19 protein-coding genes are annotated in these 18359 nt (G+C 66.0%); 3 read left to right on the top strand and 16 right to left on the bottom strand.

The genetic code is table 11. The annotated features are described in order from the left end of the window. Window positions 1-4 precede the first annotated feature (4 nt). The 8 genes from ACQR0W_RS32490 to ACQR0W_RS32455 all read right to left on the bottom strand — a co-directional run bounded on the left by ACQR0W_RS32490 (window position 5) and on the right by ACQR0W_RS32455 (window position 7930). A complete protein-coding gene (locus tag ACQR0W_RS32490; protein WP_315751202.1) occupies window positions 5-709 on the bottom strand; it encodes an ABC transporter ATP-binding protein in 705 nt (234 codons plus the stop codon). 16 nt (window positions 710-725) lie between these two features. Continuing rightward, complete coding sequence (locus ACQR0W_RS32485) at window positions 726-1496, bottom strand: ABC transporter ATP-binding protein (RefSeq protein ID WP_315717123.1); 771 nt, start codon at window positions 1494-1496, stop codon at window positions 726-728. Further along, complete coding sequence (locus ACQR0W_RS32480) at window positions 1489-2436, bottom strand: branched-chain amino acid ABC transporter permease (RefSeq protein WP_316170704.1); 948 nt, start codon at window positions 2434-2436, stop codon at window positions 1489-1491. Before ACQR0W_RS32480 ends, ACQR0W_RS32485 begins: the two co-directional genes overlap by 8 nt. Then, window positions 2433-3350 (bottom strand): branched-chain amino acid ABC transporter permease, encoded by a 918-nt coding sequence (locus tag ACQR0W_RS32475; protein ID WP_315751198.1) that lies wholly within the window; start codon window positions 3348-3350, stop codon window positions 2433-2435. Before ACQR0W_RS32475 ends, ACQR0W_RS32480 begins: the two co-directional genes overlap by 4 nt. Window positions 3351-3495: 145 nt before the next feature. After that, the gene (locus tag ACQR0W_RS32470; protein WP_315717120.1) at window positions 3496-4665 is read right to left on the bottom strand and encodes an ABC transporter substrate-binding protein; all 1170 of its coding nucleotides are present in this window, start codon (window positions 4663-4665) and stop codon (window positions 3496-3498) included. A gap of 418 nt (window positions 4666-5083) precedes the next feature. Then, window positions 5084-6304, bottom strand: coding sequence for an ABC transporter substrate-binding protein (locus tag ACQR0W_RS32465; protein ID WP_315717119.1), 1221 nt, complete (start codon window positions 6302-6304; stop codon window positions 5084-5086). A 70-nt stretch (window positions 6305-6374) separates the two neighbouring features. Continuing rightward, on the bottom strand, window positions 6375-6698 hold the full coding sequence (locus tag ACQR0W_RS32460) for a 2Fe-2S iron-sulfur cluster-binding protein (RefSeq protein ID WP_315717118.1): 324 nt from the start codon (window positions 6696-6698) through the stop codon (window positions 6375-6377). A gap of 8 nt (window positions 6699-6706) precedes the next feature. Beyond that, window positions 6707-7930: a cytochrome P450 gene (locus tag ACQR0W_RS32455; protein ID WP_315751196.1), complete on the bottom strand. Its 1224-nt coding sequence runs from the start codon at window positions 7928-7930 to the stop codon at window positions 6707-6709. Between the two features lie 77 nt (window positions 7931-8007). Between ACQR0W_RS32455 and ACQR0W_RS32450 the strand changes: the two genes are divergently transcribed. The 3 genes from ACQR0W_RS32450 (at window position 8008) to atzF (ending at window position 11437) form a co-directional block, all read left to right on the top strand. Continuing rightward, window positions 8008-8514 (top strand): MarR family winged helix-turn-helix transcriptional regulator, encoded by a 507-nt coding sequence (locus tag ACQR0W_RS32450; protein WP_315751195.1) that lies wholly within the window; start codon window positions 8008-8010, stop codon window positions 8512-8514. Between the two features lie 349 nt (window positions 8515-8863). Then, complete coding sequence (locus tag ACQR0W_RS32445) at window positions 8864-9403, top strand: DUF805 domain-containing protein (protein ID WP_410051267.1); 540 nt, start codon at window positions 8864-8866, stop codon at window positions 9401-9403. 246 nt (window positions 9404-9649) lie between these two features. Continuing rightward, window positions 9650-11437 carry an allophanate hydrolase gene (gene atzF, locus ACQR0W_RS32440; protein ID WP_315751193.1) on the top strand — a complete coding sequence of 596 codons (1788 nt, stop codon included), beginning with the start codon at window positions 9650-9652 and terminating at the stop codon, window positions 11435-11437. A gap of 112 nt (window positions 11438-11549) precedes the next feature. Here atzF and ACQR0W_RS32435 read toward each other — a convergent pair whose 3' ends face one another. The 8 genes from ACQR0W_RS32435 to ACQR0W_RS32400 are packed head-to-tail and all read right to left on the bottom strand — an operon-like array spanning window position 11550 to window position 18139. After that, a complete protein-coding gene (locus ACQR0W_RS32435; RefSeq protein WP_315751192.1) occupies window positions 11550-12281 on the bottom strand; it encodes a GntR family transcriptional regulator in 732 nt (243 codons plus the stop codon). 2 nt (window positions 12282-12283) lie between these two features. Next, window positions 12284-12676, bottom strand: a complete 393-nt coding sequence (hpxZ, locus tag ACQR0W_RS32430) for an oxalurate catabolism protein HpxZ (protein ID WP_315717110.1) — start codon at window positions 12674-12676, stop codon at window positions 12284-12286. Beyond that, the gene (locus ACQR0W_RS32425) at window positions 12657-14057 is read right to left on the bottom strand and encodes an AtzE family amidohydrolase (RefSeq protein WP_315751190.1); all 1401 of its coding nucleotides are present in this window, start codon (window positions 14055-14057) and stop codon (window positions 12657-12659) included. The genes hpxZ and ACQR0W_RS32425 overlap by 20 nt, the downstream gene beginning before the upstream one ends. A gap of 10 nt (window positions 14058-14067) precedes the next feature. Beyond that, window positions 14068-14247 (bottom strand): DUF4089 domain-containing protein, encoded by a 180-nt coding sequence (locus tag ACQR0W_RS32420; protein WP_315717108.1) that lies wholly within the window; start codon window positions 14245-14247, stop codon window positions 14068-14070. A 26-nt stretch (window positions 14248-14273) separates the two neighbouring features. Beyond that, the gene (locus ACQR0W_RS32415) at window positions 14274-16088 is read right to left on the bottom strand and encodes an ABC transporter ATP-binding protein (RefSeq protein WP_316170702.1); all 1815 of its coding nucleotides are present in this window, start codon (window positions 16086-16088) and stop codon (window positions 14274-14276) included. Beyond that, the gene (locus tag ACQR0W_RS32410; protein WP_316170701.1) at window positions 16085-16222 is read right to left on the bottom strand and encodes a hypothetical protein; all 138 of its coding nucleotides are present in this window, start codon (window positions 16220-16222) and stop codon (window positions 16085-16087) included. Before ACQR0W_RS32410 ends, ACQR0W_RS32415 begins: the two co-directional genes overlap by 4 nt. Before the next feature lie 4 nt (window positions 16223-16226). Continuing rightward, complete coding sequence (locus ACQR0W_RS32405; RefSeq protein ID WP_316170700.1) at window positions 16227-17129, bottom strand: ABC transporter permease; 903 nt, start codon at window positions 17127-17129, stop codon at window positions 16227-16229. After that, window positions 17126-18139, bottom strand: a complete 1014-nt coding sequence (locus ACQR0W_RS32400; RefSeq protein WP_316170699.1) for an ABC transporter permease — start codon at window positions 18137-18139, stop codon at window positions 17126-17128. Before ACQR0W_RS32400 ends, ACQR0W_RS32405 begins: the two co-directional genes overlap by 4 nt. Window positions 18140-18359: the final 220 nt, after the last annotated feature.

Below are 18359 nucleotides of genomic sequence, written 5' to 3'. Positions count from 1 at the left end.
CGCCTCAAATACCCAGATAGCGGTGCTGCAGCTCCGGCTCGGCCATCAGTTGCTCCGACGTGCCATGCCACACGGTGCGGCCACGCTCGATGATGTAGTGGCGGTCGCAGATGCGGGTCAGATGCTCGACATTCTTGTCGATCACCAGGATCGACTGCCCGCGCGATTTCAGCAGCGACAGGCAGTTCCAGATCTCCTCTCGGATCAACGGCGCCAGACCCTCGGTCGCCTCGTCGAGAATGAGGAGTTTCGGGTTGGTCATCAGCGCCCGGCCGATCGCCAGCATCTGCTGCTCGCCGCCGGAGAGCTGGTTGCCCATGTTGCTGCCGCGTTCGGCGAGCCGCGGAAACAAGGCGTGGATCTTGTCGAGCGTCCAGGGATCGGACGCGCCGAGCCGGTTGGCCGAGGCCGCCACGAGATTCTCGGTGACGGTCAGATTCGGAAAGATCTGCCGTCCCTCCGGCACCAGGCCGATGCCGAGCTGAGCAATCCTGTAGGACGGCAGCTTTCGTGTCTCCTGACCGCTGAAGCGGATCAGGCCGGCGCGCGCCTGGGTCAGACCCATGATCGAGCGGATCGTGGTGGTCTTGCCCATGCCGTTGCGGCCCATCAGCGAGACCATCTCGCCGGGACGGATCGCCAACGACAGGCCGAACAAGACCTGGCTCAGGCCGTAACAGGTCTCGATGCCGTCGACCTCGAGCAGCATGGCGCTTGTCCCCAGATCAACCATGGCCGACCACCACATGCTGATCGCCGAGATAGGCGCGCTTGACCTCCTCGTTCTGCCGGATCTCGTCCGGTCTGCCCGAGGCGATGATGCGGCCATAGACGAGGACCGAGATGCGGTCGGCGAGCGCGAACACCGCCTCCATGTCATGCTCGACCAGCACGATCGACACTTCCTTGCGCAGCTCGTTCAGCAGCTTCACCATGCGCTGTGACTCGGTCACCCCCAGGCCGGCCATCGGCTCGTCGAGCAGCAGGAGCTGCGGCTTGGTCGCGAGCGCGACGGCGAGCTCCAGCTCGCGCTGCTCGCCATGGCTGAGCTTCGACACCAGCACGTCGGCGCGATGGCCGAGACCGACGCGCTCCAGCGCGGCCTGCGCGGCGGCACGCAGCGGCTTGTCCTTGCGCGCGGCGGCGAAGAAACGGAACGAGTGCTTGCCGTCATGGGCTTGCGCCGCAAGCGCGACATTGTCGGCCGCGGTGAAGTCGGTCAGCAACGAGGTGATCTGGAACGAACGCGCCAGCCCCAGCGCGCTGCGCTTATAGGCGGGGAAATGCGAGATGTCGCGACCCCCTAGGAAAATGCGACCCGCATGCGGCGCCAGGTGGCCGGTGAGCTGGCTGATCAGCGTGGTCTTGCCGGCGCCGTTCGGCCCGATGATGGCGTGGATCTCGCCCTTGGCAACGTCGAGACAGACGTGATCAGTCGCGACGATGCCGCCGAACCGGCGCACGAGATTGTCGACGCGAAGCAGAGGTTCAGCCACGGTTCAACCTCCCGAGCATGCCCATGACGCCGCCGCGGCCGAACAGCACGATCAGGAGCAGCAGCGGCCCCATGATCAGCGCCCAATATTCGGTGATCTGCGACAGCACCTCTTCCAGCACCAGGAACACGACCGAGCCGACGACCGGCCCCATCAGGGTGCCCATGCCGCCGAGGATGACCATCACCATGAGGTCGCCGGAGCGGGTCCAGTACATCACGGCAGGGCTGACGAAATCGGTGTTGTTGGCAAGCAGCGCGCCGGACAGGCCACAGAGCATGCCGGCGATGACGAAGCACGCCAGCTTGTAGCGCTTCGACGGGAAGCCGATCGCCTGCATGCGCTGCTCGTTGGAGCGCAGGCCCTGCAGCACGAGGCCGAAGCGCGAATTGACGATCCGCCAGATCAGGACCACGACGGCAAGCAGGCAGAACAGGCAGAGATAATAGAACTGCACGCGGTTGCCGAGATTGATCAGGCCGCCGAAATCGCTGCGCTTGTAGACGGTGAGCCCGTCATCCCCGCCGTAACGGGCGAGGCCGGACGCGACGTAGTAGGCCATTTGCGCAAAGGCCAGCGTGATCATGATGAAATAGACGCCGCGGGTACGCAAGGAGAGCGCGCCTATGACCAGCGCATAGAGCGCCGAAACCGCGATGGCGACCGCGAACTGGGCATAGCCGGAGCCGATGCCCTCCTGCGCCAGGATGCCGACGGCGTAGCCGCCGATGCCGAGATAGGCGGCATGGCCGAAGCTCATCATGCCGCCGTAGCCCATGATCAGGTTGAGGCTGACGGCCGCCAGCGCCAGGATCACGATGCGGGTGAACAGCGTGAGGATGAAGATGTTGCCGGAGAGGTTCGAATAGACCGGCAGCAGCACCAGGCCGGCCACGACGATGATGGCCACGATGGTCGAAACGTTGAGCGAGGATTTCATCTGCGGTTGGCCGGAAACAGACCTTCAGGCCGCGCCACCAGCACGATCGCCATCAGGAGGTAGATCAGCATCGACGACATCGCCGGCGCCGCAGTGGAAGCTGCTGCCGAGTTCAGCACCTGGCGCAGCAGATTGGGCAGGAAGGCGCGGCCCATGGTATCGATCAGGCCGATCATGATCGCCGCGATAAAGGCGCCGCGGATCGAACCAATGCCGCCGATCACGATGACGACGAAGGCGAGGATCAGGATGTTCTCGCCCATGCCGATCTGCACCGTGAGGATCGGCGCCTGCATCAGCCCGGCCAGGCCGGCGAGCGCGGCGCCGAGGCCGAACACCAGCGTATAGAGCAGCTTGATGTTGATGCCGAGCGCACCGATCATCTCGCGGTTGGAGGCGCCGGCCCGGATCAGCATGCCGATCCGCGTCCGCATCACGCCGAGATAGAGCAGCAGCGCCACCAGCAGCGCCACGACGATGATCGCGAGCCGATAGGCGGGATATTGGATGCCGGGCAGGATCGTGACCGGGAAGGCGAGCCAGGACGGCAGCGGCAGCGCCAGTCCCGCCGGGCCCCAGATCAGCCGGACGGCCTCGTTGAAGAACAGGATCAGGCCGAACGTCGCGAGCACGTGATCAAGGTGATCGCGCCCATAGAGATGGCGCAGTGCCGTGAATTCGAGCACGATACCGAGCAGAAGCGTGGCTCCCAGTGCCATGACGGCGCCGAGCACGAAGTTGCCGGTCCAGGCCACGAAGGTCGCCGCGAAATAGGCGCCCATCATGTAGAGCGAGCCGTGGGCCAGGTTCACGAAGTCCATGATGCCGAACACCAGCGTCAGGCCGGCGGCCAGCAGGAACAGCAGCAGTCCAAACTGCAGCCCGTTCAGGAATTGTTCGACGACGAGAAGCATGCCCCTCACTTCACGCTCAAAAAGACGGCGGCAGAACCCGTTCCAGGCGCTGCCGCCATGTCCGTCCCGATCTTAGGCCGGAGATGTTTTAAGCTTCAAGCAAATTCCAGGCCTGTTTCGTCCTCTGGCTCGGAATTCTTTTCGCTCACTTCATCGGGCACTTGTCGTGGAAGCGGTCCTGGTCGTTCTCGACGATGGTGGCGACCGTCTTCAGCGAGAGCTGGCCCTCGGTGTCCTTGACCACGTCCTGCAGGTAGAAGTTCTGGATCGGGATGTGATTGTTGCCGAACTTGAAGGAGCCGCGCAGCGACTTGAAGTTGGCCTTCTCCATCTCGGCCTTCATCGCGTCCTTCTTGGACGTGTCGCCCTTGACCGCAACCACGGCGCTGTTGATCAGCTGGGCCGCGTCGTAGGCCTGGGCGCCGTAATAGGTCGGACGCAGGCCGGTGTATTTCTTGCGGTAGTCGGCGACGAACTTCTTGTTCTGCTCGTTCGGCAGGTCGTTGACCCATTCCTGGGCGCCGGGCACGCCGATCGCATTGTCCTTCTGCAGCGGCAGCGACAATTCGTCGACGGTGAAGGCGGTGTAGAGCGGCATCTTCTCCTTGAGGCCGGCCTGCGAATATTGATTGAGGAATTGCACGCCGGCCGCGCCGGGATAGAACACGAAGATCGATTCGGCGCCCGAGGCGCGCGCCTTGGAGAGCTCGGCGGAGAAGTCGAGCTGGCTCGGCCATACCGTATATTCCTCGCCGACGACCTGGCCCTTGAAGGTGCTCTTCACGCCGGCCAGCATGTCCTTGCCGGCCGCATAGTTCGGCCCGATCAGGAACACCGACTTGACGCCCTTCTGGTTCATGTAGAGGCCCATCGCGGCGGGCGTCTGGTCGTTCTGCCAGGAGGTCGAGAACACGTAGGGCGAGCACAATTCGCCGGCGAGCTGCGACGGGCCGGCATTGGCCGAGATCAGGAAGGTCTGGGAATCCACCGCGGTCTTGAGCGAGGCCAGCAGCACGTTCGACCAGATGTAGCCGACGATGAAATCGACCTTGTCGGACTGCACCAGCTTCTCGGTCTTCTGCTTGCCGACGTCAGGCTTCTGCTGGTCGTCCTCGTAGATCACCTCGACCGGCTTGCCGTCGATCTTGCGGCCGAGATGGTCGAGCGCGAGCTCGAACGAGTTGCGCATGTCGTTGCCGATCACGGCGGTCGGACCGCTGAACGTCGAGACGAAGCCGATCTTGATGGTGTCGCCGGCAAAGGCGGTGCTCGAAAACAGCAGCGCTGCGGCGCTCGCCAGCCAGAAGCTCTTCATGGTCTTCCCTCCCCTCAAACAAATCGTTCTTATCGTTGTTTTGTCGCCGCCACGCAGCAGCACGACCAGCGGCGGCGTTTCGCCGCAGCATTCGTCGCGCGGTGCTGATCCTACGCGCCATCGATCCATGCACCATAATTCCCGGAAACGGGCAAAGGCAAGAACTATAGTGCGTGTTAAGGATACTGCAGCACAGCAGACGGCAGGGTCGGGAAGAAGGTCATGAGAGGAAGTCGCCTTCCCCGCGCCGTCATGGCCGGCCTGTCCCGGCCATCCACGCGGCTCGATAGTCGCCGCTCGACGTGGATGCCCGGGACAAGCCCGGGCATGACGGAGCAACTGAAGAGCAGCGGCTCTCGCGGCATCTACTTCTAGATGTCACTCGTGGATATCACTTGCTCGCTACCCCACGAACGCATCACTTCACCAGCGCACACCCGCCATCGGCGATCGGGCGGAACGCCTGCTCGGCCGGAATCGTCGAGACCAGACGATAGTAGTCGTACGGATATTTCGACTCCTCCGGCTTCTTCACCTCGAACAGATACATCGGGTGCACGACGCGGCCGTCGGCCCGGATCGTCACATCGCCGAATAGCTTGTCCTTGCCCTTCACCGTCTTCATCTGCGGCACGACGTCCTTGGCATCATCGCTGCCGGTGGCAGCGACCGCGTTGAGATAGGCAAGCGTCGAGGCATAGACGCCCGCCTGGTTGCCGCTCGGCATCTTGCCGTTCATGCCGGGGCGCGCTGCGAAGCGCTTGGCGAAGGCGCGGGTGTCGTCGTCCATGTCCCAGTAGAAGGCCTCGAGCAGTTGCAGGCCCTGCGCCGCCTTCAGGCCCATGCCATGGATGTCGTTGATGAACAGCAGGAACGCGACCAGCGACTGGCCGCCCTGCTGGATGCCGAACTCGGACGCCTGCTTGACCGCATTGATGGTGTCGCCGCCGGCATTCGCCAGGCCGATCACCTTGGCCTTCGAGCCCTGCGCCTGAAGCAGGAACGAGGCGAAGTCCGTCGTGCCGAGCGGATGCTTCGCCGAGCCCAGCACCTTGCCGCCGTGCTTCTCGATGTAGTTGGTGGCCTCCGCCTCGATGCCCTGGCCGAGCGCATAGTTGACCGTGATGAAGTACCAGTCCTTGCCGCCGCGGCCCATCATCGCAGCCGCCGTGGTGTTGCCGGTCGCCCAGGCGTCGTTGACCCACTGGATGGTGTTCGGCGAGCAGGCCTTGCCGGTGAGATCGGAGCTCGCGGTCGACGACGCCAGGAACGTCATCCGGCTGTTGCGCAAGAGCTCGTTGACGGTGAGGCCCACGGCCGAGTTGGGCACGTCGACGACGGCATCGACCTTGTCGACATCGAGCCATTTGCGCGTGATCGCCGAGCCGACATCGGCCTTGTTCTGGTGATCGGCATAGACGATCTCGACCTTGATGCCTTTACCGCCGCCGTTGAAATCCTCCGCCGCCATGCGCGCGGCCTCGACCGAGCCCATGCCGTTGGTGTCCTGGAAGATGCCGGAGATGTCGTTGAGCACGCCGACGCGTACGACATTGTCCGAGATCTCGCCGGCCCGCGCCGCGCCTGCAAGGCAGACTATTGCGACCAGCGCCAGCGCGCACGAATTCAGCTGCTTCATGATGTCCTTCCCCGTGTGTTGCTTGTTTGATTGTTGTCGTTGCGGCTGGAGGTCGTCTCCAGTTGCGAAATCAGCTCTGCCGATCCGGAATGCGCACCACCAGTCCGGCCAGCGCCGGCTGCACCTTGATCTGGCAGGACAGCCGGCTGTTCGGCCGCCGTTCGGCTGCGGTGCCGTCCAGCAGCGCATCCTCATCGTCGGACACGGGATCGAGCTTCCCGGTCCAGGCGTCGTCGACATAGACGTGGCAGGTGGCGCAGACGGCGTTGCCGCCGCATTCGGCGACGATACCGTCGATGCCGTGGGTCAGCGCCGCCAGCATGACGCTGGCGCCGTCCTCGGCCTCCACGCTTTCGCTGCGGTTGTCGGGATGGATGAAGGTGATCGTGGTCATGGTACAGCTCAGGCTGGAGTAAAGGTGACCGGCAGGCTCTCCAGCCCGCGCAGCGTGTTGTTGTAGCGGCGCTTCGGCTCGCCGCTCATCGTGACGCTCCCGACCTTGCGGGCGAGCGCCGTCAGCACCGCCTCGCCTTCGAGCCGCGCGACGAGCTGGCCGACGCACATGTGGATGCCCGAGCCGAAGCCGACATGGCCGGATACTTTTCGGGTGATGTCGTAGCTGTCCGGCTGCTCCCAGCGGCGCGGGTCGCGATTGGCGCTACCTAAGAACATCAGCACCTTCTCGCCCTCGGGAATCGTGACGCCGCCGAGTTCGACGTCACGCGTGGTGGTTCGGAAGAAGGTCTGCACCGGGCTTTCGAACCGCACGGCCTCCTCGAACGCGTTGCGCGCCAGCGACGGATCGGCGCGCAGCCGCGCCCATTGATCGGGGAAGCGCGCCAGGCAATACACCGCGGCGCCGATGCCGTAGACGGTGGTGTCGAGGCCGGCCGACAGCAGCGAGCGCACCAGCAACGGCGCCTCGGCCGGCGTGATCTCGCCGCTGTCGCTGAAGGCGTGGATGCAGGAACCGAAGCCGCCGGGCGTGAGATTGTCGCGCTGGCACTGCTCCGTGACATAGGCCTGGTGTGGCGCCGAGCGCTCGATCGCCTGCTGGCGCAGCTCATTCGGCGGACCGAACGCGTTGAACACCAGGCTCGCATAGGGAATGAGATGCTCGCGCCCCTCCGGCTTCAGCCCGAGCGCATCGGGAAACACCGACAGCGGATAGGCCTCGGCGAGATCGGGGATGGCATCGAACGAGCCCCGGCCTACAAGCTCGTCGATCTTGGCCTCGGCCGCCGCCATGAAGCCGTCGCGCAGCCGCTTCATGACGGCCGGCGACAGCACCTTGCTCAGCACGGCGCGGGTGCGCGTATGCGCCGGCGGATCCGCCTCGAGGATCAGGCTCGGCGGCCGCCACGGCTTCTCCTTGGCGAAGTCGCTCAAGCCCACGCCGCGGCTGGAGCAGAACGTCTGGGGATCGTTGAGGACGGCATAGACCTCGGCGTAGCGGGCGACGCCGTAGACGTTCCACGCGTCCAGATGGATGACGGGGCCGGCCTCGCGCATCTCCTGATGCGCTGGATAGGGATCGTCGAAGAATTCATATGAGAACGGGTCGATGGCGAGGTGCGGGATGAGCGGCGCCATACCGGCAGCGGGGGAAAGACCTGTTGGGTTCATGCGGAGCTCCCGAAGTTTGGCCTTGTCATGCGGCTTTTCGTATCCGTATGAGTGGCGATGCATGGACGCTGGGGATCATGAGCGAGAAATCCGGGACGCCGCGCAAGGCGCAGCCGCGCGAAGCTGAGGGGCACGGCCTCACGCTCGATCTCGACCGCTATGTGCCGGCCTTCATCACCTTCATCGCCAACAAGCTGTCGAACAGCGCCACCGCGTTCTATCAGCGCAATTTCGGCGTCAACGTCACCGAATGGCGGATCATGTCGCTGCTGGCGATCGAGCCGGGCATCCCGGCCTCGCGCATCTGCAGCGTGATCGGCTTCGACAAGGGGCCGGTCAGCCGCACCCTGGCGCTGATGAAGAGCCGCGGCCTGATCGCGATCCGCGACGACCCGGAGGACGGCCGCAGCCATTCGATTTCGCTGACGGCCAAGGGCCGCGCGACGCACGACAAGGTCATCATCGCCGCGCTGGAGCGCGAGCGGCGTCTGCTCGCCTGTCTCGACAAGGATGAGCGGGAAGTCCTGATCACCCTGCTGCGCCGAATCCACGACAATCTCGACGCCGTCACGGGCGCGAGCTGAGCCACTCCGGCAGGAGCCGCCGAACGGCTGACCCGTCCGCTGCGGCAATCTGTTGGCGCGCGCGCAAGCGGCCGCGCCTGCGGCGAGCAGGCTGCGCATGACGTTCCCGTCCCTTCTTCGAGACGCGGATCATCCCGCGCCTCCATTGCTGATCGGGTCGATCGTTCCACAGATTAGTTGCTTTAGCAACGATATATTTTCGACCGCATGAGATCCCGCAGCGCGAAAGCGCCGTCGCACTCGATCCTTCAAATTCTAACTATCGGCGAAGGCGCGCGGCAATTTCGCCCTGATATGCCGTGTCGGCTGCGCTCCCGATTGCGGCGCGGCCTGCGGGGAGAGGCGGATGTTGGGGTTCATTTTCGGTTTCAATGCGCGTCTCGGCCGTCTGCAATATTTTCTCGCCTCGCTCGGTCTTGCGCTGGTTTCGGTGGTCCTGATCGTGGTTGTGGCCGTCGGTCTTGCCGCCCTCGCCCCGCAGACGTCGGAGCTGACGGTGAGCCTGCCGATCGTGGTGCTGATCGGTCTGTGCCTGGTGGCGAACCTGATGCTGCAGGCGATGCGCTTTCGCGACATCGGCTGGGACCCGGTCTGTGTGATCCCGGCCTGGATCGCCGTCATGGTGCTGGACTACGTGATCGCCGGCCGATTTCCCGAATACGCGGCGACATCATCGCACCATGGCACGTGGGTGGGCGCCCTGGTCAATCTCGGCCTCAGCGTTGCGCTGCTGTTCTTCCCCAGCGGGGCTGACGACGCGCCGTCGTCGGGAGCCACGGTGAGCCGCCCGACGTCTGCATCGTTCCGGACAGCCCGTGGCGCCGGCTCGGCGACCGAGGCACGACTTGCGCGCATCACGGGCGGGGATGCCGAGCGGCGCGGGTACTAGGCGGCTGCGGCGCCCGACCTGCTCACCAATTAGGCAAATTGCCTTCGGCAACCCCGTCCGAACGCCCGACGGCCTGTCGGACGGCACAGCAACCCACTGACTCTCAAGATTTTTCCTTGTCAGGCTCCCATCCTCGCCGTGTACACAATGGCACATGGCTTGCTACGTTCGCAGCCGGATTGGCGAAGCGGGGCGCAAGGAAATGGCAGGCCAGAGTTTGGGCTCGGACGAGACGCGGAGCGCCGCGTGACCGAGACCATTGCCGAGATCGTCGCCGCCCATCGCGCCGGCCTGACAACGCCAAGCAACACGATCGCGCGCTGCTACGCCCGGATCCGCGCGCACAACGACCCGGCCATCTTCATCAGCCTGCGCGGCGAGAAGGACGCGCTCGCGGAGGCCGAAACCCTCGCCGACGGGGACAGATCGCTGCCGCTCTACGGCGTGCCCGTCGCGGTGAAGGACAATATCGACGTGGCGGGCCTGCCGACCACCGCTGCCTGCCCGGCCTTCGCCTACACGCCATCTCGCGATTCCACCGCGGTGGCGCGGCTGCGTGCGGCCGGCGCGATCATCATCGGCAAGACCAATCTCGACCAGTTCGCCACCGGCCTCGTCGGCGTGCGCTCGCCCTATGGCATTCCGAAAAATCCGGTGCGCGCCGATCTCGTTCCGGGCGGATCGAGCTCGGGCTCGGCGGTCGCCGTCTCCGCGGGTCTCGTGCCGCTCGCACTCGGGACGGATACTGCGGGCTCCGGCCGCGTGCCGGCGATGCTCAACAACATCGTCGGCCTGAAGCCGAGCCTCGGCATGATCTCGACCTCCGGCCTGGTGCCGGCCTGCCGCACGCTCGACTGCATTTCGGTGTTCTCGCTGACGGTCGACGACGCCGTCGCGGCGCTCTCGGTGCTGGCGGCGCCGGATCCGCTCGATCCGTTCTCGCGCGACCGGCCGCTTGGGGCCGTGACGGCATTTCCCGAGGGCGTGAAGCTCGGCATTCCCCGCCCCGGGCAGTTGATCTTCTTCGGCGACAAGGCGGCGGACGCCGCCTATAGCGCTGCCGCCGCGCGCTTCGTCAAGCTCGGCGCCGAGCTCGTCGCGTTCGACCTCGAGCCGTTCTACGAGACCGCGCGGCTGCTCTATGAAGGCCCCTGGGTCGCCGAGCGCTATCTCGTGATCCGCGACCTGCTCGCCTCCGATCCCGATGCGATCCACCCCGTGACGCGCGAGATCACCATCGGCGGCGCGCGCGGCAGCGCGGCCGACACCTTTGCCGCGCTTTATCGTCTGCAGGCGCTGCGCAAGGTGGCCGAGCGTACCTTCGCCGATATCGACGCGCTGGTGCTGCCGACGGCGCCGACCGCCTACACCACCGCGGATGTGCTCGCCAATCCGATCGAGCTCAACAGCCGGCTCGGCACCTACACCAACTTCGTCAACCTGCTCGATCTCTGCGGGCTTGCGGTGCCGGCTGCGATGCGCAGCGACGGCGTCCCGTTCGGCATCACCCTACTGGCGCCAGCCGGCCGCGATGCGACGCTCGCCAGTCTCGGGCGCGCCTTCCATGCCGACACGGCGCTGCCGGTCGGCGCCAAGCCGGTCCCGCTGCCGCCGCTCGCTCCCGTGTCTCCGGCACTGCATGGCGACGAGATCGCCGTCGTCGTCGTCGGCGCGCATCTCTCAGGGATGGCATTGAACCACGAGCTGACGAGCCTCGGCGGACGTCTGCTCGAGGCGACGACCACCGCGCCTGACTACAAGCTCTACGCGCTGTCGACCACGCCGCCCAAGCCCGGCATGCTGCGGATCGACGACGGCCAGGGTACGGCAATGGCCGTCGAGCTCTGGGCGCTGTCGGCCGCGAGCTTCGGCAAATTCGTCAACCTCATCCCGCCGCCATTGTCGATCGGCACCATCCGGCTCGCCAACGGCCGCAGCGCCAAGGGCTTCCTCGTCGAGCCCGCCGCCCTCGAGGGCGCGCGCGACATCTCGGAGTTCGGCGGCTGGCGCGCGTATATGGCGCAGAAGAGCTGATCGCGTCGCGACTTCGTCATTTGCGAACGCAGCGAAGCAATCCCAGAGCTGCGGTCAGGCCTCTGGATTGCTGCGCGGGCAATGACGGCAACCCGGCAGACGGCGAGCTTAGCTATACCGACACCGCGTAGATCTCGTATTCGCCGCGCACCAGCTCGATGTGCGCCTTCATGGCACTCGCCGCGCCGGCCTTGTCGCCGCGCAGGATGGCCACGACGACGCGGTCGTGCTCGGCATGCGACTTGGCGAGGCGGCCGAGATTGCGGAACTGGGCGCGGCGGAACGGCTGCACGCGCACCCGCGTCGCCAAGGTGATCTCGGCGATGTAGGCATTGTGCGCGCCGGCATAGATCGCGTTGTGGAAGCGCTCGTTCACCTCGTGGAAGCGCTCGGGGTTGCCGGCGTGGCTGAGATTGCGCAGCTCCTCGTGGATGGCTTCCAGCCGCTGCCGCTCGACCGGCGTCATGCGCTGCGCCGCGAGACCGGCGCACAGGCCCTCGAGCTCGGCCATCGCCTCGAACATGCCGGTGAGGCGGTCTGCAGACGGTCGCGCCACCACGGCGCCGCGATGTGCACGCGCCTCGATCAGCCCGGAAGTCGCCAATTGACGCAGCGCTTCGCGCACCGGCGTGCGCGAGACGTTGAAGCGCTTGGCGATCTCGGTCTCGTCCAGCGGCGCGCCCGGCGCCAGCGCGCCGCGCACGATCTCATCGGCCAGCTGCAGGCGCAGCTCCTCGGCGCGCGTGATTTTCGCGACGGCAGGCGGCGCGCGGTCGATGCGCTTGATCTCCAAGTCGCGGGCGGACCGCTGGCGCGTTCGCGGCGGTAGATCGTCCAGGCTCATCCTTAGCCGCCCTTTGCTTCATCGATGATGCTGACATGGGCAGCAACGATTCTCCAGCCTTCAGGAAACCGGACCCAGGTCTGCATCTGGCGTCCGACCTTGCCGGGCGCGGTGTCGCGATAGAACAGCGTCGAGGCGACCGCGGCGTCACGGCCGTAAGTGGTGATCACGGTGCGCGCGGTCCGCCGCATCAGTCCAGCCGGCGAGCGCGCGGCGCGAAATGCAGCGATCTCGCCGTAGCCATAGAGGTTCTCGCCGATGCCGTAGCGCAGCGTACGGGAGTCCTGCTTGAACAGCTCGTCGAGCACGGCAACGTCGTTGCCGACCAGCGCCTGTTCGTAGCGCTGGAACTGCGCGGTGACTTCCGCGACGACGTCAGGCAGATCGACTTCCATTCTCCAGAACTCCTCGCGGGGCCGACGCAGCGGCGACGCCAAGCTGTTGCAAGGCGTGGGCCACACGCAATGCGACATGTTCGCACCAGGGCGCCGCGATGATCTGCACGCCGATGGGCATCGGCGCGAGCGGAATCGGGACGGCGACGACGGGAAGCCCGATGAACGAGATCGGCTGGGTATGAATGCCGATATTGGCGCGCACTGGCAGCTCGACGCCGTCGAGCATGAAGGTCGCCTGCCCGAGCTTGGGTGCAACGCAGGGCGTTGCGGGCGCGATCAGCACGTCGACGGACTTGAACAGCTCCAGCACCCGGGCGCGGTACCAGCGGCGAAACTTCTGCGCGCGGTCGACCATCGGTGCCGGAATCATCGCACCCGCAATCAGGCGGTCGCGCACCGCCGGATCGAAATCCTGCGGCCGCTTGCGCAAGCGGTCGAGATGCAGCGAGGCGCCTTCGGTCGTGCTGATGACATAGGCCGCGGCGCGAGCACGCGCGGCTTCGGGCACCTCGACGACGTCGGTCGCCTTGAGCTCGGTCGCCACGCGGCTGACCGCCTCGGCGGCCTCCGGAAACAGGTTCTTCTGAAAGTGGCCGCCGGCAATGGCGATGCGCAGGCCATCGAGCCCTTGCGACAGCGAAGCTGAGACCGGCTCCGGCGCACGCGTGGTGCACGCGGCATCGTCGGCATCGGGCCCCTGCATCACGTCGTAGGCAAGCGCGAGATCCTCGACCGAGCGTGCGAACGGACCGAGATGATCCAGGCTCATGACGAACGGAAACGAGCGCGCCCGCGACAGCCGGCCATAGGTCGGCTTGAGGCCGAAGATGCCGCAGAACGACGACGGCACACGGATCGAGCCGTTGGTGTCGGAGCCCAGCGCGATCGGCACCAGGCCGCCGCCGACGGCGCTGCCCGAGCCGCCCGACGAGCCGCCGCTCATCCGCGTCGGATCATGCGGATTGCGCGACGGGCCGTCGTGCACGTTTTCGCCGGTGAAGTCGTAGGCGTATTCGCCCATGTTGAGCGCACCGACGAGGACGGCGCCGGCCGCCTCCATGCGCTCGATCAGCGTCGCGTCGCGCGTCGCGGGCGCTCGATCACGGTTGATCTTGGAGCCGGCGCGGGTCGGCAGCCCCGCGACGTCGAACAGGTTCTTCACCGCGAACGGCACGCCGGCGAGCGGGCCGATGGGCTTGCCCGCCGCGATGTCGGCATCCACCGCACGCGCCTTCGCACGCGCCCGCTCGGCGGTCACATCCGTGAACGAGTTGAGCACGCCATCGCGGGCCACAATCCGCGCCAGCGCGGCGTCGGTAGCCTCGACGGCCGAGAGCTTGCCGGTGGCGACCGCGGCGGCGACGGCGCTCGCGGTCATCTCGGGAGAACTAAGCGGTGAAGACACTGGCAGGCTCGGCTTCATCAGGCAGGGAGAATTCGTCGACCAGCTTCGCCATCTTCAGCGAGACCTCGAGATTGGCGCGGATAGCCGGGCGCCAAGCGTCCTCGATCGGCAGAGCCAATGCACGCCCGACGGCGTCGATGTAATCGTCCAATGGCTCCGCCATCAGCTTTTCTCCTCAAGCTTTCACGCTCAATGCGCCGGCAATGGCGGGTGCGGAATCGCCGTCAGCAACTCCCGCGTATAGTCATCCTGCGGATGACCTAGCACACGTTCGGAGGTGCCTTCCTCGACGATTCGACCCGACCGCATCACGATCACACGATCGCACAACAGCCGCACGACATTCAAATCATGGGAGACGAACAGATAGCTCATACCTAACTGCCGCTTGAGGTCCTGCAGGAGATTGAGCACGACCGCCTGCACGGAGACGTCGAGCGCCGCCGTGGGCTCGTCGAGGATGACCAGCTTCGGGTGCAGTGCGATGGCGCGCGCGATGCCGACGCGCGCCTTCTGGCCGCCCGACAATTGGTGCGGAAAGCGATCGAGCAGATTGAGCGACAGGCCGACCATGGTGGCGAGCTCGTCGCAGCGGGCACGAAGCGCGTCGCGGCCCTTGATGTCGCCGAGCTGCAGGATCGGATCGGCGATGGCACGCGCCGCGGTGAAGCGCGGATTGAGGCTGTCGGTCGGATCCTGGAACACCATCTGGATGCGGCTGCGCAGCGGCAGCCGGGCAAAGGCCTGCGGCAGGATGTTGCCGATCTCCTCGCCATCGAAGCTGATGCGCCCCGAAGTCTGGTCGAGCAGCCGCATCACCATCATCGACGTCGTCGACTTGCCGCAGCCGGATTCGCCGACCAGGCCAACGCTCTCGCCATGACCGACCGTGAAGCTGATGCCGTCGACGGCGCGGAACATCTCCGGCTCGACCGCCGGCCTCCGTCCGAACAGTTTCGACAATGTCGCCGAGGCGCCCTGGCGCGGATATTCCTTGACCAGCTTGTCGACGAGGAGAAGCGGCTTGGCGCTGCTCGCACTCCGCTCGCCCTCCGCACTCCGCTCGTCACCCCCGGGCTTGACCCGGGGGTCCATCACCTGGAGCGACTCTTGCGAAGATGGATGGATGGCCGGGTCAAGCCCGGCCATGACGGAGGCTGTGTGTGGTGGGGCTGCCACATCCTCCTCCGGCAGCAGATCGCGCAAGGACACGCCGAGGCGCGGCGTCGCGCGCATCAGCTTGCGTGTATAGGGATGCTGCGGGTTGGCGAAGATGTCGGCGGCCCTGGCGGTCTCGACCACCCGGCCCTTCTCCATCACCACGACGCGATCGCAATAGGCAGCGGCGAGACCCAGATCATGCGTGATCAGGATGGTCGACATGCCCCGGCTCTTCGTCAGCTCGACGACGAGGTCCATCACCGCCTTCTGCGTGGTGACGTCGAGACCGGTGGTCGGCTCGTCGGCGATCAGGAGCTGCGGGTTGCAGGCCAGCGCCAGCGCGATGACGACGCGCTGGCACATGCCGCCGGACAATTCGAACGGATAGGCGTGGTAGCGCTCGCGCGGACGCGCGATCTTGACCTGCTCGAGCGCGGCGATCGCCTTCTCGGCGCGATCGGTCGCGGCCGCCTGGACGTGCTGCTTCAGCACATCCTCGATCTGCTGGCCCACTTTCCGGATCGGATTGAGCGCCGCGCGCGGGTTCTGGAAGATCATCGAGATCTCGCGGCCGCGCAGATCGCGCATCGCGCTTTCCTCGGCCGCCCTGACGTCCACGCCGGAGAACATCACCGATCCCTCGGCGATGCGGCCGGCGCGGTCGAGGATGCGCATCACCGCATAGGACGTCACCGACTTGCCCGAGCCGGATTCGCCGACGATCGCGAGCGTCTCGCCCTTGGCGACGGAGATGTCGACATGCTGCACCGCCTTGACGATACCGCGGCGGGTGGAGAATTCGACCGTGAGATCGCGAACGTCGAGCAGCGGCTGGGCGGTCATCCGTGGCTCCGCTTGTTACGACCGTCATGCGCGGGCTTGACCCGCGCATCCATCACACTGACGAAGGTGTTCTTGAAGGGATGGATTGCCGGGTCAAGCCCGGCAATGACGGAGTCGTTTTGTGGTGCGCTCATCGCCTTACGTCCTGCGCTGCGGGTCGACGATGTCGCGCAGGCCATCGCCGAGCAGATTGAAGCAGAACACCGCGATCATCAGCGCCAGCCCCGGGAACAGCGCGATCCACCATTCGCCCGACACCATGAAGGAGGCGCCCTCGGCGACCATGATGCCCCATTCCGCCGTCGGCGGCCGCACGCCGAGGCCGATGAACGACAGGCCTGCGGCATTGAGGATGGCGTAGCCCATGGTCAGCGACATCTGCACGATCATGATCGGCATGATGTTCGGCAGGATGTGGCCGAGCAGGATGCGCAGCTCGCTGTTCCCCGACAGCCGTGCCGCCTGCACGAAGCCGGCGTTGCGGCGGACATTGGCCTCGGCGCGTGCCACGCGCGCATAGAGCGGGAAATTCACGATCGCGGTGGCGATAATGATGTTCTGCACGGTGTTGCCGAGCGCGGCGACGATGCCCATCGCCAGTACGAACAGCGGGAACGCCATGATCGTATCGGCAATACGACCGACGATGCGGTCGGTCCAGCCGCCGAAGAAGCCGGCGGCGACGCCGGCGAGACCGCCCATGAAGAACACCAGCGCGACCGAGGCGATCGCGATGAAGGTGTCGAGCCGGGTCGCGACCACAACGCGGCTGAAGATGTCGCGGCCGAGCTGATCGGTGCCGAACCAATGCGCCGCCGACGGCGGCTTCAGCGCGGACGCCGTGTCGCTGGCCAGCGGATCATAGGGCACGATCCACGGCCCGAAGATGGCCGCAAACAGGATCACGACCAGGAGGCCGAAGGCGAAGCCCGTCACCTTGTTCTCGGCCAGGACATAGCGCGTGTGACCGATCAGGGCTGTCAGTCCCGACGTCCGCGAGGGAACGGCGGCAGGCTCGATGGTCGGCGCGACAGTGCTCATCCTTCCAGCCTCACGCGGGGATCAATGACGCCATAGAGAATGTCGATGACGAGGTTCAGGACGACGTACATCACGGCCATCGTCAGCACGAAGCCCTGCACCGGCGCGAAGTCGGAGGCGATCAGCGCCTCGACCGCATAGGAGCCGATGCCGGGCCAGGCGAACACCTTCTCCACCAGCACGTTGGCGCCGAGCAGGAAGGAGAACACCATCGATAGCGTGGTGATGACCGGGAGCATGGCGTTGCGGAACGCATAGGTCACGGTGACCGTCGCGGGCGACAGGCCCGAGGCGCGCGCCGTGCGGACGAATTCCGACGACAGCACCGACAGCATCGAGGCCCTCGTCATGCGCGCGATCGGAGCCAGCGAGAAGATCGCCAGCGTTGCGGCGGGCAGGATCAACTGGCTCAGCGCCGAGCGGAACGCCTCGCCGTCACGCGCGATCAGCGTATCGATGAGGTAGAAGCCGGTCACGGGGTCCGGCGCGCTATAAAACACGTCGAGCCGGCCGAGCGGCGCCGGTGACCAGCCGAGCCGGAAGTAGAACACATACACCAGCACCAGCCCGGTGAAGAACACCGGCAGCGAGACGCCCGCGGTCGTGACGATACGGCAGGTATGGTCGAGCCACGACCCCGGCCGCGTCGCCGCGAGCACACCGAGCGGCAGCGCGATCGCGACGGATACCAACAGACCGAGCAAGGTCAGCTCGGCCGAGGCCGGCAGGCGGTTGCGAATCTCGCTGGCGACCGGCTGGCCCGTGGTCAGCGAACTGCCGAGATCGCCATGAGCGAGATCGACGGTGTAGCGGAAGAACTGCTCGACCAGCGGCTTGTCGAAGCCGAGCTTCTTGCGGATCTGCTCCACCGCCTCCTTGGTGGCGGCGGGGCCGGCAAAATACGCCGCGGGATCGCCGGGCAAGGCGCGCGTGAGCAGGAAGGTGACGATCACGACGCCGATCAGCGACGGGATCGCGAACGCGAGGCGCTTGGCGATGAGGCTCAGCATGAGCAGCCCCCTGCCCGAATTGGCCCAGACCCGTCCGCGCGGCGCACTCGGCTCCCTCCCCCCTTGTGGGGGAGGGCTGGGGAGGGGGGTGGACCCAGACGGCAGTGGGTGTGGCTACCCCCCTCCCTGCCCCTCCCCCACAAGGCAGGGCTATCGCATATGACCGAGGAGCTCCAAAAGGAAGCTGTCGTCCCATCCCGCGCGCTTGATTTTGCGGCGT

Origin of the sequence: Bradyrhizobium sp. HKCCYLRH1034, from assembly GCF_051168375.1 — a bacterium.
Lineage (GTDB): Bacteria > Pseudomonadota > Alphaproteobacteria > Rhizobiales > Xanthobacteraceae > Bradyrhizobium.
Note: the sequence above shows the minus strand (reverse complement) of the source record. Positions and strands in the feature narration are given on the sequence as shown.